The 14,999-nt window shown below is 41.3% G+C and carries 15 protein-coding genes; 8 read left to right on the plus strand and 7 right to left on the minus strand.

All coding sequences use genetic code 11. The annotated features are described in order from the left end of the window. The first annotated feature begins 223 nt into the window (after window positions 1-223). Window positions 224-1,123: a DMT family transporter gene (locus tag ACK4HU_RS18870; RefSeq protein ID WP_409809280.1), complete on the plus strand. Its 900-nt coding sequence runs from the start codon at window positions 224-226 to the stop codon at window positions 1,121-1,123. A gap of 7 nt (window positions 1,124-1,130) precedes the next feature. Here ACK4HU_RS18870 and ACK4HU_RS18875 read toward each other — a convergent pair whose 3' ends face one another. The 6 genes from ACK4HU_RS18875 to ACK4HU_RS18900 all read right to left on the minus strand — a co-directional run bounded on the left by ACK4HU_RS18875 (window position 1,131) and on the right by ACK4HU_RS18900 (window position 6,331). Then, a complete protein-coding gene (locus ACK4HU_RS18875) occupies window positions 1,131-2,030 on the minus strand; it encodes a M23 family metallopeptidase (RefSeq protein ID WP_409809281.1) in 900 nt (299 codons plus the stop codon). Window positions 2,031-2,090: 60 nt separating this feature from the next. Beyond that, window positions 2,091-3,167 carry a DUF3810 domain-containing protein gene (locus ACK4HU_RS18880; RefSeq protein ID WP_409809330.1) on the minus strand — a complete coding sequence of 359 codons (1,077 nt, stop codon included), beginning with the start codon at window positions 3,165-3,167 and terminating at the stop codon, window positions 2,091-2,093. A 12-nt stretch (window positions 3,168-3,179) separates the two neighbouring features. Next, a complete protein-coding gene (locus ACK4HU_RS18885) occupies window positions 3,180-3,761 on the minus strand; it encodes a NifU family protein (protein WP_409809282.1) in 582 nt (193 codons plus the stop codon). Window positions 3,762-3,836: 75 nt separating this feature from the next. Next, entirely contained in the window at window positions 3,837-4,580 is a 744-nt protein-coding gene (locus tag ACK4HU_RS18890; protein WP_409809283.1) for a ThuA domain-containing protein, read from the minus strand. A 240-nt stretch (window positions 4,581-4,820) separates the two neighbouring features. Further along, window positions 4,821-5,570, minus strand: coding sequence for a M15 family metallopeptidase (locus tag ACK4HU_RS18895; protein WP_409809284.1), 750 nt, complete (start codon window positions 5,568-5,570; stop codon window positions 4,821-4,823). Then, window positions 5,570-6,331, minus strand: a complete 762-nt coding sequence (locus tag ACK4HU_RS18900; protein ID WP_409809285.1) for an SDR family NAD(P)-dependent oxidoreductase — start codon at window positions 6,329-6,331, stop codon at window positions 5,570-5,572. Before ACK4HU_RS18900 ends, ACK4HU_RS18895 begins: the two co-directional genes overlap by 1 nt. Before the next feature lie 698 nt (window positions 6,332-7,029). Here ACK4HU_RS18900 and ACK4HU_RS18905 point away from each other — a divergent pair. Both ACK4HU_RS18905 and ACK4HU_RS18910 read left to right on the plus strand, forming a co-directional pair. After that, window positions 7,030-7,230, plus strand: a complete 201-nt coding sequence (locus ACK4HU_RS18905; protein ID WP_409809286.1) for a hypothetical protein — start codon at window positions 7,030-7,032, stop codon at window positions 7,228-7,230. Between the two features lie 65 nt (window positions 7,231-7,295). Then, window positions 7,296-8,444, plus strand: a complete 1,149-nt coding sequence (locus ACK4HU_RS18910) for a DUF4221 family protein (protein ID WP_409809287.1) — start codon at window positions 7,296-7,298, stop codon at window positions 8,442-8,444. Window positions 8,445-8,711: 267 nt separating this feature from the next. Here ACK4HU_RS18910 and ACK4HU_RS18915 read toward each other — a convergent pair whose 3' ends face one another. After that, the gene (locus ACK4HU_RS18915; RefSeq protein WP_409809288.1) at window positions 8,712-9,377 is read right to left on the minus strand and encodes a heme exporter protein CcmB; all 666 of its coding nucleotides are present in this window, start codon (window positions 9,375-9,377) and stop codon (window positions 8,712-8,714) included. A 345-nt stretch (window positions 9,378-9,722) separates the two neighbouring features. Between ACK4HU_RS18915 and ACK4HU_RS18920 the strand changes: the two genes are divergently transcribed. The 5 genes from ACK4HU_RS18920 to ACK4HU_RS18940 all read left to right on the plus strand — a co-directional run bounded on the left by ACK4HU_RS18920 (window position 9,723) and on the right by ACK4HU_RS18940 (window position 14,998). Then, window positions 9,723-10,523, plus strand: coding sequence for a sterol desaturase family protein (locus ACK4HU_RS18920; RefSeq protein ID WP_409809289.1), 801 nt, complete (start codon window positions 9,723-9,725; stop codon window positions 10,521-10,523). A 222-nt stretch (window positions 10,524-10,745) separates the two neighbouring features. Beyond that, a complete protein-coding gene (locus ACK4HU_RS18925) occupies window positions 10,746-10,952 on the plus strand; it encodes a DUF2191 domain-containing protein (protein ID WP_409809290.1) in 207 nt (68 codons plus the stop codon). Continuing rightward, window positions 10,949-11,323 carry a PIN domain-containing protein gene (locus ACK4HU_RS18930; protein ID WP_409809291.1) on the plus strand — a complete coding sequence of 125 codons (375 nt, stop codon included), beginning with the start codon at window positions 10,949-10,951 and terminating at the stop codon, window positions 11,321-11,323. The genes ACK4HU_RS18925 and ACK4HU_RS18930 overlap by 4 nt, the downstream gene beginning before the upstream one ends. 384 nt (window positions 11,324-11,707) lie before the next feature. After that, on the plus strand, window positions 11,708-13,822 hold the full coding sequence (locus ACK4HU_RS18935; RefSeq protein WP_409809292.1) for a PQQ-binding-like beta-propeller repeat protein: 2,115 nt from the start codon (window positions 11,708-11,710) through the stop codon (window positions 13,820-13,822). 294 nt (window positions 13,823-14,116) lie between these two features. Further along, entirely contained in the window at window positions 14,117-14,998 is an 882-nt protein-coding gene (locus ACK4HU_RS18940) for a glycoside hydrolase family 16 protein (RefSeq protein WP_409809293.1), read from the plus strand. Window position 14,999 lies beyond the last annotated feature (1 nt).

The raw sequence follows: 14,999 nt of genomic DNA on the forward strand, positions 1-14,999 counted from the left end.
AATAAAATTCTATAATATTATTTTTTACAAAATTAAATACAATCTGTCATCGGTAGCGGAGTCGAAGCCCGTTTGTAACAATCAGGGTTACATTTCGACTTCCTGCCTACCGGACAGGCAGGCGCTCAATGTAACAAAAGATATTATGAGGTAGCCTCTTTTTTTTGACTTTTTATCTTTTGGATTTGTTTCCTTTGCACACGAATTACTTCCAGACAAATTAATGAGCGAAACTCATTCGGAAAACAGCCTGAAAAACTGGGCTTTACTGACAATTCTTACTTTAATCTGGGGAAGTTCATTCATCTTGATCAAGCGTGGACTGGAAGTTTTCAGTCCGGGAGAAGTTGGTGCATATCGGATGGTAGCAGCGGCTACACTCCTACTTCCACTTTCTCTCCCACGAATCAAAAATCTCAGTAAAACCCAGGTAAAAAACCTTTTGATAGCAGGTTTGCTGGGGAGCTTTATTCCTGCTTTTCTTTTCCCAATGGCTCAAACTCAGTTGAGCAGTTCGCTGACGGGCGTATTAAATGCACTGACCCCGCTATTTGTGGTATTGGTCGGAGCAGTATTTTTTAATACGAGGATTACCATGCGAAATGGACTCGGATTAGTCATCGCCTTAGTCGGTGTGGTTATCTTAATTGCTTACAAAGAGGGAGGAAACTGGGGGGAATCTTTGGCAGGCATAAATGTCTATGGACTTTTTGTGATTGCAGCCTGTATCTGTTACAGCTTCAACCTCCACGTCATCAAAACCCGCTTCACCAAACTGAAATCCATAGAAATCTCCTCGATTTCATTATTGATGATTCTGCCGATGGCTTTGATTTACCTTTTTGCCGGCACTAATTTTTCATACAAATTAATCACCCATCCACAAGCTTGGGAGGCCTTGGGCTATCTGACGATTTTGGGAATGGTGGGTACAGCCACTGCACTCGTGCTTTTCAATATAATGGTGAAAAGTGCAAGTCCATTTTTTGCCAGCTTGGTCACCTACACGATTCCGATTGTGGCTATCATGTGGGGAGTGCTAGACGGAGAAGTCCTATTGATAGGCCATTATATCGGAATTGCAGGGGTGATACTTGGTGTTTGGGTGGGGAATAGGAAGTAATACGAGCTTATTTGCCGGACTGAAAATTTTTCAGTTCCTTCTTATTCAACTCCAGCGTGACAACCTCCAAAGGATGAGTCACTGTAAAATCACTTAACTCTTTGATCTCCAAATTTCCCACGTCAGTGGTAAATACAACAGGATAGTAGGAGTATTTGAACTTATCAAGACCGTCTTTCACCGTCCGCTGATTGACCATTCGGAGATGAGGTCCTTGCAGATAATTTTCCCCACCTGATTCCGCCAAAACCTGCCCTGGAAGCACTAAATCTCCGACTTCAACTTTTTCAGAACTAGGCTTCAAAACCATCAGCTTGGTGATTGTGCCATCCTCGTGATAGATCTCGATGTAATTTTCATCGGCTGAAAAGTTCAAATTTTCTTTTTGCGTTGTGTAGTCCATTTTCATCTCAGCGATCACACCTTTTCTCGGCGCTACAATGGATGTGGGTTTGTCAAAAATGAAGGAGACACCCACATAAGTCTCATATCCCTCTTCCTTTTTTAAAGTTTTTGAAATGTTATTATTGAGAATTGCTTTGACTCGCGTCCCTTCAGAAACAGGAATGAGATATACCGGATCAATTTTTGTTTTGCCGTAGACATTACCTTTTGCGAAGCTGTAGCTATAGCGGTAGTTAGTTCCCTGACCTGCCAAAGTAGGTTTTAGCGTGGCGACTTTAGATCTTCCCGGTGAAGCAATAGCAGTCACATTGCCTCCTACAGCAGTACTCATATTTTGAAGCTGGGAAAAATTCATAACTACCGAATAAGGTATTTTTGTTGGATTAATGGCGTAGAAAAGCACATTTCGATCCGAATCCTGTTCAATTTCGATCGAGATTTGAGCTAAAAGACTGGACAAAATGGAAAACGTGAAAAAAATTGAAAAGCAGAATTTAAGCATTTTTATAAAAGGGATTTTTACCCTAAAAATAGTTTTATTCAACTAAATCGCAAAAAAAAATCAATCTTCCAAATTCATCCTTTTTCTCCAGGAAAAAGCCAGCATAGGAAGTTGCTGATAGGAGTTGACTCCTGCCTTTACTCCTTGGCTCTTCAGAAAAATATCATTGGACTTTCTACTTATCTCAAGTGAGTATGGCTTTATCGCTTCGCTGGTTTCACGAATAGAATTCAGATCATTTCGAATCCCGATTGTCAGCCCCCTCACCCACTCCCTATATTCATCCGGAGCCATTCTGTAAAAATCCCGCATCTGATACTGAAGTAAGCGAAGGTGTGCCGAATAGCGGAGCAAAGGGTCTTCAGAATTGGTGCAAATCACCCAAGCGATAAAATTTGCTTCTCCTTCATCGGTTACTCCATAGCTGTGCGCCATTTCATGCGCTACTGTAAAAGGCTGCTCCAGTGGGTGAAGTGTTGGGTCGATATAACTTTCTCCGGTGAAAGGAAAATAGATTCCCATGATCCCCATTTTTCGCATAAAACCAGGCGGTGGAAATAGCTTGGTTCGGGGCTTCCCTGTAAAATTCAAACCAAGAATCTCCAAGTTTTCATTCATGTTTGCCCGAACCAGCCGCTCCAAGTCAGGATAATCCATGATCGAGTTTATTGGCAAACTGTCAGGGGTCACTCTACTGCGATATTGCACAACCAGTCTTCGAGTGATCTCTATCTCCGACTTGAGTTGCTCCAGATTCAGTGCTTTTGGCTTTAGTGCCAGTTGCTGAAAAATCGGAGTCCGCTGATAATTAAATCCCCAAAGTACCAAAAAGAAAAATACTATTGCTCCTGCGCCATTTGCTAGAGCTTGTATAGAATAAAGAGATTTAGCTTTCCAGCCTAGTCTATTTTTGAATCGATAGATGAATAGTCCAAGGACAAAAAATACCGTAGCTACAAAAAGATAAACACTTGGAAAGGGAAGATTGCCTAGAGTTAAGTCAATGACATTTCTGATTCCCGGAAAAAACTTTCGGGAATAAATCTCATCAGTTGCTTCCGGATTTTGGACCGCAAAATAGCGTATGACTAGAGCCATTACACCTAAAATAGCCCAAGACCAATCTCTTTTCAAAATGAATAGTTTTAATTAAACCCCTTCTGCCACCACTTCCTTTACCTCGGGAAGCATTCGAGTCAAGAGGTTTTGGATACCTGCTTTCAGCGTCACTGTACTGCTTGGGCAACCTGAGCAAGAACCTTGCAATTGTACTTTGACGACCCCGTCATGAAAAGAGTGAAAAACGATCGCACCACCATCCTGCTCTACCGCGGGACGGATGTATTCGTCGAGAATTCCTTTGATTTTTTTAACCACTTCAGAATCATTCTCATCAAAAAGTGGGTCCTTATCAAAACTTGCGGTTACTGCCTTTTGGCCTGACTCCAAATATTGCTTGATATGATCCCGAATGATGGTCTGAATTTCCATCCAATCTACCTCCTCAGATTTGGTGACAGTCACAAAATTAGAGGCGATAAAAATACGTTGAACTGCTGCAAAATTGAAGAGTTCCTGGGCAAGTTGACTATTCGATGCGCTTTCTGCATCCGGGTAATCAAAACTTACCCCATCCTCCACCAACATAAAGTTGGCGACAAACTTGAGTGAATTTGGATTGGGATTAGCCTCCATATAGAGGTGAACGGGTCTGGCTTGAGCTTTGAGCATGGTGATAAAGATTGTAGTAAAGTTACAAACCAAAAAAGGCTCCGGAAGTTCCGAAGCCTCTGAATTTTGGGGAAATCACTTCGGCAAATGCCCTTTGGCTGCGTACCAAATTCCACCATATAAATGCTTCAAGAAATCTGCATCCAGAAATGCGGATTCAACATGTCCAAGTGCAGTATAAAATACTCTACCGCCGTCATACTCATGATACCAAGCCATCGGGTGGTTGGCTCCATTTCCTTTGGCTACTTCATAGGTTGACTCATCGGCATTGATCAAGACCTTGATGTCAGGATTGATATTTCTAAACTCATAAAGTTCATCTGTCCACAGCCAGCTTTTTGGCAAATGCCAAGTCGATGGATGATTTTGATCTACAACTTGAAGCCTTAGCGTCTGTTGTCTTGGATGCGCCAAGAAATAAGCACCAATCATTTTGTTATACCAAGGCCATTCGTATTCGGTATCTGTGGCGGAGTGAATTCCGACTACACCTTTGCCGCTTTGGACAAATTTCTGAAAAGCAGCTTTTTGAGCATCATTGAAGATCGTGCCTGTGGTACTCATCAGGATGATGACATCATACTTAGCTAGGTTTTCATCTGTAAACTGATTGGCATCTTCAGTAGTATAGACATTGAAGACATGGGTTTGACCCAATTTTTTCAAAGCAGCAACCCCTTCAGGAATTGACTGGTGGCGGAAGCCTGCAGTTTTGGAAAAAACCAAGGCTCTGATGTTTGGATTTTGCTGCGCAAAAGATCCTAAAGCGAAAGTGAATACCAGCGCAAGGGTAAGAAATGTGGGTTTGAGATTCATAGGTTTTGGGTTATTTGTTATGGAGTTTCTTGTTTTCATATAAAATTGGCACCCACGCCTACACCTCGACTTCGCTCGGTGCCCGTGGTGTTTTATTTGGATGGAGGGGGAGAATATGCGGCTGCGCCGCATATTCTCCCCCTCCACATCTTAATTCTCATTCCGGTGGCCGAGCGAAGTCGAGGCCATTTGGCACAATGCGAAAGTTGAAATCAAAATTCTTAATAAGTTAATATGAAATTATTTAATCAGCTCAAACTTCTCTCCAGCTTCCTTCCGTGAAAATGCATTGAAATGCCACCATTCACTACCGATTCCTGTAAAGCCTGCCCCGATCATCACTTTTCTGAGGATTTCTCGGTTGGAAACATGCTTCTGAGTGATTTTTCCTGATGCAAGCATCTGTTTTTCCCGATCAGGATAGGCAGGATATCCAAAGAAATCATAAGCTGTCCCCATATCCAAAGGCTTCCCCAATTCATTATCGAAAATGGTTAAATCTACCGCCACACCATAATTATGCAAACCACCAATTTTGGGATCAGCGACATATAGCGGCTTTATGCTGTCCGGCTTATCCAAGTCATCCCATAGAATCTGTTGCACACTCAAAGGACGAACTCCATCATAAACCAACAGGGTAAGATTTGGATGATCCTTTTGCAAACTCTCCTGTGCCTTCCTGAGCATCTCTGCAACTATAGGCTGCAAATAAGCCCGCACATGATCTCCATAGACATCCTTGCCGAAGAAATTATCCTCCGTAGAGTATTTCAATTCAACCCGGATTCCCGGAATGACGGTTTCAATATCCACCAATCCCTGAGCAATCAGTGTTTTTTCCAAGTCTGGAAGCTCAAGCGTTTCGACCGATAAAGTAGCAGGGGCTGCTAGTTCCCGCTGCTGCTCGGAAAATATTTCCTGTTCGCTTTTTTGAGGAGATGCACATGCTACTCCCAGCATTAAAACCAACCCGTACAGATTCTTCATTAGGATAAATTTTTCTTTACCAAAGTAGCAGAAGCCTGAGCGGTCGGAAGTACGACGATATCCGCCAAAACCACGTGCGCAGGTCGATTCACTACAAACTCAACAATCTCCGCAATGTCTTGCGCATAGAGCGGTTCGAAACCTTTATAAATAGACTCTGCTCGAGTTTCGTCCCCTTTGAAGCGAACCAAAGAAAACTCCGTTTCCACCAGTCCCGGATGAATTCCGATCACTTTGATGCCAAAAGGATTCAAGTCAATGCGCATGCCCTTGGTAATCGCATCCACGGCAAACTTTGATCCGCAATAGACATTTCCATTGGGGTAAACTTCCTTGCCGGCAATCGAACCAATATTGATAATCATACCCGAATTCCGCTCGGTCATTCCGGGAATAATAGCTTTGGACACATAGAGTAATCCTTTAACATTGATATCCATCATCGCATCCCAATCGTCCAAACTTCCGGTTTGGATTGGATCCATGCCGTGTGCATTTCCGGCATTATTGATCAGAATATCGACTGCTGACCAGTCAGCAGGAATATTACCAATTATTTCACCGACTTTTTCCCGTTCTCGCACATCAAAAACTAAGGGCAAAAAGCGAACACCAGTTGCTAATTCCTTTCCCAACTCCTCCAGCCTTTCTTCTCTGCGTCCGGTTGCGATGATATCAAAACCCATTTTGGCAAGGGTCAAAGCACAGGCTTTTCCAATCCCGGAAGTGGCTCCGGTGATCAGGGCAATTTTATTTTTCATGTGTTATAATTGATTTTTATTGGTCACATGGAATCTCGCATTTCGAAAAATCATCCCAGTATGTGACGATCTGGTCATGCTCGATTTTATAGTCTAAATATAAAATTGAAAGATTGGAAAATTGAAAAATTGGAAAATTACTGTCTATCTGAGTCGAAGGGTTGAAAGATTGGAAAATTACTGTCACTCTGAGTCTGAATAACCTTGGATTAACAAAATGGAGATGACATATCGAATGATTATTTGGTTTTTCAACAATTTACCAAATAATACATACTCTGTCATTGGTAGCGTAGTCGAAGAGTTGAGAGATTGGAAAATTACTGTCCCTCTGAGCGTAGTCGAAGAGTTGAGAAATTGGAAAATAACAGGCGTTCTGAATGGAGTCGAAGAATTCCAAGATTTGAGGATGGGAATTGTAAAGTTGGAAGGGCGCAAAGTTGAAAGGTATAGAAAGGTGAAAATTTGCTGAATTGAAGGTTTTGAAATTGGTTAGAAGTTAAATTTGGAAAGGGATGAAGAAATACTTAAAAATGAACCACTATGTTTAATTTTATTCTACCAAAAAATTTCCATTTAAACTAAATTCAATCCATTCAAATCAAAAATTAGGGAGGGGTATAAATTTTGTTTTGAACTTGAACTTCAGTTTTTACTTTTCAACTATGTTCAATGTTTAACTTTTAAAAATAAACTTTATGAAAAACAACCGATTAAAATTATCTCTTGCTGCTTTTGGGCTTGTTGTTGGACTGCTTGGATCAACCGTTGTTGTATCTGCACAAACTACTTTATGTGGGTGGGATGATGAATTAGAATGGTGCACAGCAGCCGGTCGGGATGGGCTTTGTGCCTATGGAGGACCTGATTGCACAACAACAATCCCTACAGTAGAATAACATTTCTTTTAGTCAGGCTTCCCAATAAATGGAAAGCTTGACTTTTTAACTTTTAAAAATTACTAATGAAAAACATTTCAATAATTCTAATTGTAGCTAGCATTTTTTCCTGCTCCGAAAAGAAGATTTCATCCATCAACCCACTTGATTACATTTCGGATACAACTTCACTTTCCATTGATAGAAGAACGGAGACTTATACCCGAACTTTGCAATACCTTAACGGGGATTTATATTGGTGGAACTCTGATAGAGGGTCAATTAGCCTATTTGACTTATATGATAAAAAATTAAAAAAAATTATAAAAATGGAACACGATGGACCAAATGGCTTAGGTATTCCTTTAGGCTTTTTTGTCGTACATCCGGATAGCATTTATGTCCCCAATACTACATTCAGGATTAATCTAATTAACTCCGAAGGCAACTGGGTCGCTAATTATGATTACCGCAACTTTCCAAAACTAGGTGGTTTAATACCTTCCATGACTCGATATTCTAATATGCTATTACCCGATAATAAAGGATCCATTTATCTCATAATGCGGGATTTAAAAAATATACAACCAACTGATCTTAATGAGCAAGCTCTACATGAAAACCCCCTAATCCTTTCATTCAAGAAAGATAATGGAACTTTTGAATACCTTAACTTTAGAGTTCCTTCTTCTATTTTAAAATTTAATAACTTAATAAATTTCAGTCAAGCAGTTACTTCGAATTCGTTGCTTCTACTTCATTTCCAAAGTAATACCCTATATGAGGTTGATTTCAGTGGTGATAATTTTAAAGAACATCAGCTTCAAACTGATTTACTGCAGAACTTTTCAAACGAATACTATAATTCTCCTCGAATGTCTCGCTCAATAGAAGAAAACAAGCATTTGGCATTAAAAAGCGTAGAAAACCTAGGGCTTGTTTTTGATCATCATAAAAAATTATTATATCGATTTGGGTGGCCGGGAGAAGAAATCTCTAATGATAAACATGCAATGAAGTTCGGATATACTCCTCGCTATTTTACCATCAGCATCTACGATGGATCAGACTTTTCTTTGATCAAGGAATTCACCCTTCCCCGAAATACCTACCTCGCTCACCACTATTTTGTAGATGAAAAAGGCCTGAATCTCTTCCCCATGCATCCAGACAATCCTGAATTCAATGAGGATGAAATGGTGATACATACCTTTGATTTTAGCGGATTGAAATAGGAATTGAAAGATTAAAAATTGAAAAATTGGAAAATTACGTTCTCGGCAAATTCATTTGGAAGATATGCTAGCGAAAGAAAAATCTAGGATAGCTGAATCGAGATATTTTGAAGAAATAAGGTAGAAACACAATAGAAGCACTCAAAGCATAACCAAAAACCAAAACTCTAATGAAAACCCAATATTAGGAAAGGTATCCGCTCTAGATTTAATGTTTGGTGTTCCTCAGCCCCCCGTAAATCGTACTTCTAAAATCGTACTTCCAAATCAGCTTCTCCACAGATAAGGAAACAAAATATAAGCCGTCACTCCCACTATTGCATTGATCGCCAAAAGGCTAAGTAACCTATCCGCACTGACACTCCAGTCCAATCCGTCAAGCGCATTTTTGGAAATCCGAATTGCCATTAGCAGAATTGGGATAATCACCGGGAAACTTAAAATCGCCATCAGCGTGGCGTTGTTTCCGGCTTTGGAGGCAATCCCACTTACCATGGTCAGGCTGGCAGAAAAGCCCACCGAGCCCAAAACCAAATTCAACAGAAATAAGCCTTGATCCTGAACTGGATTTCCCAAAATCACAGAAAAAACGCCGTATCCCAGCAAGGCTAAAATCAATGTCAGACCTGTATTATAAATAATCTTGGAGAGAATAATCGACTCAGGCGAGGCAATCATGTAGTAATACAATTGACGACCCTGATGCTCCTGCACGAAGCTTTTGGCAACTGCATTTACAGCGGAAAAGAGAATTATGATCCAATACAAGGCGTTCCATGTGGGAATGGTAAGGTTGCCCATCTTGGCGCCAACGCTCAAATAGGTGATAAAAACTGCCGAAACCACATAGAGCAAAATCCCATTCAAGGCGTACTTCTGACGCCATTCCAGCGTGATTTCCTTATGGATCAGGACGGAGATTTCTTTCCACATGGGCCAAAGGTAAAAATTGGCCTTCAAAGATTTGCCACAAAGCGCAAAGGGTTTTTACCGAAGAATTTTTTTTACCGCAGAGCGCACTGAGAAAAAAGAGATTGAGGGATTGAGATTGAATTGAACTTCAAAGATTAATGGCTGGGGATGCTTTTTTCAAGGTCGCGGAGGTATTCGCTTCGCTCTTTGATGAGGGTTTTTACCACGGAGTTTTTTTTTAGCCACAAAAATGAGGCACTAAAAAGTTTAAGAATTTACAATGCTTGGAATCCCGCTTTAATTAGGTAAACAGTTTTTGAAACAAAGAACTTCTTTCCTTAAATTGAAGGCCTATAAACAAAAACTATGATTTGGGAAGATTTCTTCTTTAGATGGACAAAAATCGCAGGGAATGTCACCTTTCGATATTTCCTGATAGCAGGTACTGTCTTTTTCCTATTCTACTTTCTCCTCAATGGGGTTTTGGCAAGTCGTAAAATGCAGTCCAAATTCCCGAAGCTGAGGGATTACTCCCGAGATATTACCTATTCGCTCATTACGATTTTGATTTTTGCTACGATGGCAGCGGTAGTTTTTGTACTGTTAGCCCCATATACGCTCTACTATCGGGATGTTGAGAAATTCGGTTGGGCTTATTTTTACTTGAGTTTCCCCCTGATGTTTTTGATTCACGACGGCTACTTTTACTGGGCTCATCGGCTGATGCATCACCCACGTCTCTTCAAAGCGGTCCATAAGGTCCATCATTATTCCACCAATCCCTCTCCTTGGACGGCGTATGCTTTTCACCCCTTTGAGGCTGTGATAGAAGCCGGAATTATTTTGGTTTTAGGTTTTGTTTTGCCAGTTCATCAGGCGGCATTCGGCTTATTCATGCTTTTCCAGTTCTCTTACAATGTTTACGGACATCTCGGCTACGAACTTTATCCTAAAAATTTCCATCGGACTTGGATAGGAAGATGGATCAATACAGGCACAGCACACAACCAACACCATCAGTTTTTCCATGGAAATTATGGACTGTACACGCTTATTTGGGATAGGCTTTTTGGGACACTTCGTGAGGATTATGAAAATAAATTTGAAGAGGTGACTCAAAGTAAAACCTCCTTAAAGCAAGAAAACTCAATGAAACATCTGGCTTGATTTCCTAATATATCTATTGAGGAGGCATTGATTTTTACCTCCAAAATTAGATTCTAACCTACATTTTAAGAGAAGTTGCTTCGAACTTAGCTCAAGCCTTAAGTTCAATTCATTCAAGGTAAAAATCTTGTACACACTGCATTTTTACATGGATTTCAAGAATTACCTTCCAAGGTTGCCTGAATACGATCATTCATCGTATATTTGAATAAAAAATAAAAAATGAAGATAACAGCCTTAATACCAGATGAAATGATCAGGGAAGCAATGGAATTTTCTAAAACTTCGACCGTGACAGATGCACTGAAAACCGCTCTTGCCCACTACATCTCTATTGAAAAAATCAAACGAGCATCTGAAAATATCGCAGCCGAACCATTGGAGTTTTACTATACATCTGAGGAGCTTCGATCCAAGAATCAGTCATGAAGGAGGTAATCTTTGACACCTCCATTTGGATTGAATATTTTAAAGGAAACCCGGAGTATTTCGAACCTTGTCAACAGCTTTTGGAGTCAAGGTCAGTTTATTGCTTGGAATTGATTTTTGCGGAATTGATACAAGGAGCCAAAGGAAAGCGGGAATTAGCGATGATTGAACTTTTTTACAGGAATACACCCAAATTAGATACACCTGATCTGATTTTTGAAGCAGGTATTTTTTCCCAAAAAAATCAGCTACTCAATAAAGGAATCGGTTTGATCGACTCTGTAATCATTTTTGCAGCTATTCAAAATCAAAAGAAAATCTGGACACTGGAAAAAAAAATTAAAGCGTTTTTGGGATACGGGAATTTTTAGTCGAAGCTCGAGTAAATTCTTATTTTCTCAGGTATTACAGATAGTGAATTTGACATTCTATTTTGCAGAGAAATCCGCATAACTCAGCGACTTTTTCTCCGCCTTTCTGCGGGAAATCTATAAGTCAATGGCTTTACCTAAAGAGAGGTAATTGAAAACATTTAGAAATTAAGAACATTTAGAAGTGCGCTTAATCCTGCTGTACTTAATTTTCTTAATTTCCTTAATGGTTAAATCCACATATTCATCAAACGTACGATTAGAGACTTAGAAGTCTTTGTTTTAATTAAGTGTAATGTTAAAGATGATTTCAAACAAGGAGAATCAAGCCTTTGCGATCCCCCAACTTTTTCCGACCTTCTTGCTTCTAAATTCACCACCCAAATGACCTCAAAAAATCTCCTTGCCTATGTGATTTGTCTAGTGACTTTTTCATGTGGGGAAAAAACCAAAACCATCGACTACACCGACTGGTCACATTATGGAGGCTCTCAGGACGGTTCCCGATATTCTTCCCTAAGCCAAATCACGAAAGATAACGTCGCCCAGCTCCAAGTTGCGTGGACATATAACACCGGTGATGCCACGGAGCGAAGTCAGATTCAATGCCAACCCATCGTTGTCAATGGATTGATCTATGGCTCCACTCCGAAGCTTAATGTCTTTGCACTGGATGCCGCCACAGGAGAAGAAGTTTGGAGATTTGATCCTTTTCAGGTTTTGGGTGGAGAAAATTCCTGGGCGGGAACCAACCGGGGAGTCACCTATTGGGAATCTGGTGAGGATAAGCGGATCTTGTTTTCAGCAGGAAATTGGTTGATGGCTCTCAATGCACTAACAGGAAAGCCAATCCTAAGTTTTGGGGATCAGGGAAAAGTAGATCTTCGGAAAGACTTGGATACCGATATGGAAGATTTTCTCCTTGTCAGCAATACTCCTGGAGTTGTTTTCCATGACTTACTAATCATAGGAATGCGGCTCTCGGAAGGATTAGATGCGGCTCCGGGACATGTGCGTGCTTACAACATCAAAACAGGGAAGCGGGAATGGATCTTTCACACCATTCCTCATGAAGGAGAGCCTGGATATGAAACTTGGGACCCAAAATACATCAAGCAGATCGGAGCTGCGAATAATTGGGCTGGAATGGTGGTCGATCAAGATCGGGGAATCGTTTTTGTCCCGACGGGTTCAGCTACCTATGATTTCTGGGGAGGCTACCGACATGGCGACAATCTCTATGCAAATTCACTTTTGGCTCTGAATGCCAAAACCGGAGAGCGAATCTGGCATTTTCAGGCAGTTCATCATGATGTCTGGGACAGGGATTTTCCAGCTCCGCCTAACCTCATTCGTATCCAAAAAGACGGGAAATGGATCGATGCCGTAGCGCAAATTTCCAAGCAGGGCATGACCTATGTTTTTGATCGGGAGACGGGCGAGCCTATTTGGCCAATTGTGGAGACTCCAGTCACGCAATCCACTTTGGGTGGTGAAAAAACTTCCCCAACTCAGCCGATGCCAACATTGCCCGAGCCATTTATGAACATGGTTTTTGAGGAAAAAGACATTTTAAATCTCAAGCCGGAGTGGCATTCAGACATTAGTCAACAGCTTGAAAATGCAAAAATGGGAGATACTTGGCTTCCACCGAGTTCCGAAAACCCGATCGTCCTCTTCCCTGGAATGGATGGGGGAGGCGAATGGGGAGGAGCGTCTTATGACCCTACGAATCAAACCATGTACATCAATGCCAATCAAATTCCATGGCTGATTGAGATGACGCCAAATGCGAGTTTTGGTAATGTCGGACAGTCGATCTACACAAATTACTGCGGCAATTGTCACGGCTTAGACCGAAAAGGCAACCTTCCGGCAATGCCGAGCCTGATTGCATTAAAAGAAAAATATACGCCTGATTCCCTGGATCAACTGTTAAGAATGGGTCGTGGGGCAATGCCGGCTTTTTCACATATCTCTAAAGAAGAACGATTGATTCTCAACGATTACTTGATGGGAAAAGCCGATGCAGGTGACAAGCAGGAACTGGAAGCAGAAAGCTCAAAACTCTACCCTCAGTACTACATGAATGGCTACAAAAAGCTGGTCACTAAAGAAGGACTTTACGGGTCAAATCCACCTTGGGGTCTGCTCACATCTATCGATATGAATACCGGAAAGAAAAAATGGCAGGTGACTTTGGGTGAAATCGATTCGCTCAGTGCGCAGGGTTTTGCTCCGACAGGAACCGAAAACTACGGAGGACCAGTTGCTACAGCCGGAGGAGTGATTTTCATAGCTGCGACGAAGGATGAAAAAATCAGAGCATTCGATAAAGAAACCGGAAAGATCCTATGGGAAGCCAAACTTCCAGCTGCAGGACATGCCACTCCAGCAGTTTATGAGAAAAACGGAAAGCAGTACTTGGTCATCGCCTGCGGTGGTGGAAAAGGCACCAAAAGCGGAGATGCTTATGTGGCTTTTGCCTTGCCTAATTAAGATTAGGAGAGGGTTTTACCGAGCTTAAGCTATTAATACCGGACTCAGGATTTATATTTTTTAGAATTCAGATGAATTCATTGGGGAGCTTAAAAAAGCTTAAGCTTTTTTACTTTGTGTCCTTGGAAAGGTTTGATTTGTCTAAAAGCATTGAAGTTCGGAAAGAGATAGATCCTGCTTTTTCTCTCTTTCTTTGCGCAATCTTTGCGGTTAAAATAGGAAGGTTAAGGTTTGAATTTGCTGTTTTCAAAAGCACTGCCATTCCTCTTTTGTAAATTCTTAATATTCCTACTCATGAGGATCTCACTAGTTTTGTTGCTTTCATCATTAATCCTGTTTCAATCCGCCTCCAATCCGGTAGAATTCCACGAAACTTTTCGAGAGGATTTTTCAGAGAGAACCTTAGAATTTTTCCTATATGGGTCAACTGGCAGAAAAGCCGAATTCAAATGGAAATCCGGCAAAAAATCCGCTGAAACCGAGGACTCCAAAATTCTTTCCTTCAAAATCCATCCAAAAGAGGAAGCCGGAGCGGGCAAGGGCCCAGAAATAATTTCTAGAAAATTCACCCATTTTGGTACGTATTCCACTCGGCTAAAAGTCCCTGACCCTAGAGAAGTTCAACCGAACGTCGGTGCTGTAGTTGGTTACTTTACTTACCATAATGACCCTGAATTTGGCCTTAGTGAAATAGACTTCGAATGGTTATTGGCCGACCCGGAGGTGATTTACATGGGTACTTGGACTGGGGAATCCGGGAAGCTGCGGCGAGTTGGAAGGACGATTAATCTGGCGAAAGGCATCATTTATACTACCGAAGAACGGGAAGATCACCTGAAGAAAAAAGCGAATCTTTCCGGTGAAGAAAACCTACCTGAAAAGCTGGAAGCAATCGAAGGTTTTGATGCCTCAGCGCAATTTCACACCTATGGGTTTGATTGGTATCCGGATCGAATTCGATGGTGGATGCTTCATCCGACCACAGCAGACACAGTGGTACTTTGGGATTACAAAGGAGAAAGAGGGATTCCACAGCATCCTTCCAAGTATCGAATGAACTTCTGGCACTCGGATAATTGGTCGGTGGAGACTAATCCCGAATCACTGGAAAAACCAAGCAAACGTTTTGAACTGGAGGTCGATTGGATGGGGTATAAGCCGTTAAATAAGGAGTAAT

The organism is Algoriphagus sp., assembly GCF_046296635.1.
Classification (GTDB): Bacteria; Bacteroidota; Bacteroidia; order Cytophagales; family Cyclobacteriaceae; genus Algoriphagus.

Bases quoted from the DNA above. Each gene is read 5' to 3' on its own strand.
- ACK4HU_RS18870 (WP_409809280.1), top strand. From the start codon at position 224: ATGAGCGAAACTCATTCGGAAAACAGCCTGAAAAACTGGGCTTTACTG.
- ACK4HU_RS18935 (WP_409809292.1), top strand. From the start codon at position 11,708: ATGACCTCAAAAAATCTCCTTGCCTATGTGATTTGTCTAGTGACTTTT.
- ACK4HU_RS18885 (WP_409809282.1), bottom strand. From the start codon at position 3,761: ATGCTCAAAGCTCAAGCCAGACCCGTTCACCTCTATATGGAGGCTAAT.
- ACK4HU_RS18915 (WP_409809288.1), bottom strand. From the start codon at position 9,377: ATGTGGAAAGAAATCTCCGTCCTGATCCATAAGGAAATCACGCTGGAA.
- ACK4HU_RS18930 (WP_409809291.1), top strand. From the start codon at position 10,949: ATGAAGGAGGTAATCTTTGACACCTCCATTTGGATTGAATATTTTAAA.
- ACK4HU_RS18910 (WP_409809287.1), top strand. From the start codon at position 7,296: ATGAAAAACATTTCAATAATTCTAATTGTAGCTAGCATTTTTTCCTGC.
- ACK4HU_RS18925 (WP_409809290.1), top strand. From the start codon at position 10,746: ATGAAGATAACAGCCTTAATACCAGATGAAATGATCAGGGAAGCAATG.
- ACK4HU_RS18875 (WP_409809281.1), bottom strand. From the start codon at position 2,030: ATGCTTAAATTCTGCTTTTCAATTTTTTTCACGTTTTCCATTTTGTCC.
- ACK4HU_RS18890 (WP_409809283.1), bottom strand. From the start codon at position 4,580: ATGAATCTCAAACCCACATTTCTTACCCTTGCGCTGGTATTCACTTTC.
- ACK4HU_RS18920 (WP_409809289.1), top strand. From the start codon at position 9,723: ATGATTTGGGAAGATTTCTTCTTTAGATGGACAAAAATCGCAGGGAAT.
- ACK4HU_RS18900 (WP_409809285.1), bottom strand. From the start codon at position 6,331: ATGAAAAATAAAATTGCCCTGATCACCGGAGCCACTTCCGGGATTGGA.
- ACK4HU_RS18895 (WP_409809284.1), bottom strand. From the start codon at position 5,570: ATGAAGAATCTGTACGGGTTGGTTTTAATGCTGGGAGTAGCATGTGCA.
- ACK4HU_RS18940 (WP_409809293.1), top strand. From the start codon at position 14,117: ATGAGGATCTCACTAGTTTTGTTGCTTTCATCATTAATCCTGTTTCAA.
- ACK4HU_RS18905 (WP_409809286.1), top strand. From the start codon at position 7,030: ATGAAAAACAACCGATTAAAATTATCTCTTGCTGCTTTTGGGCTTGTT.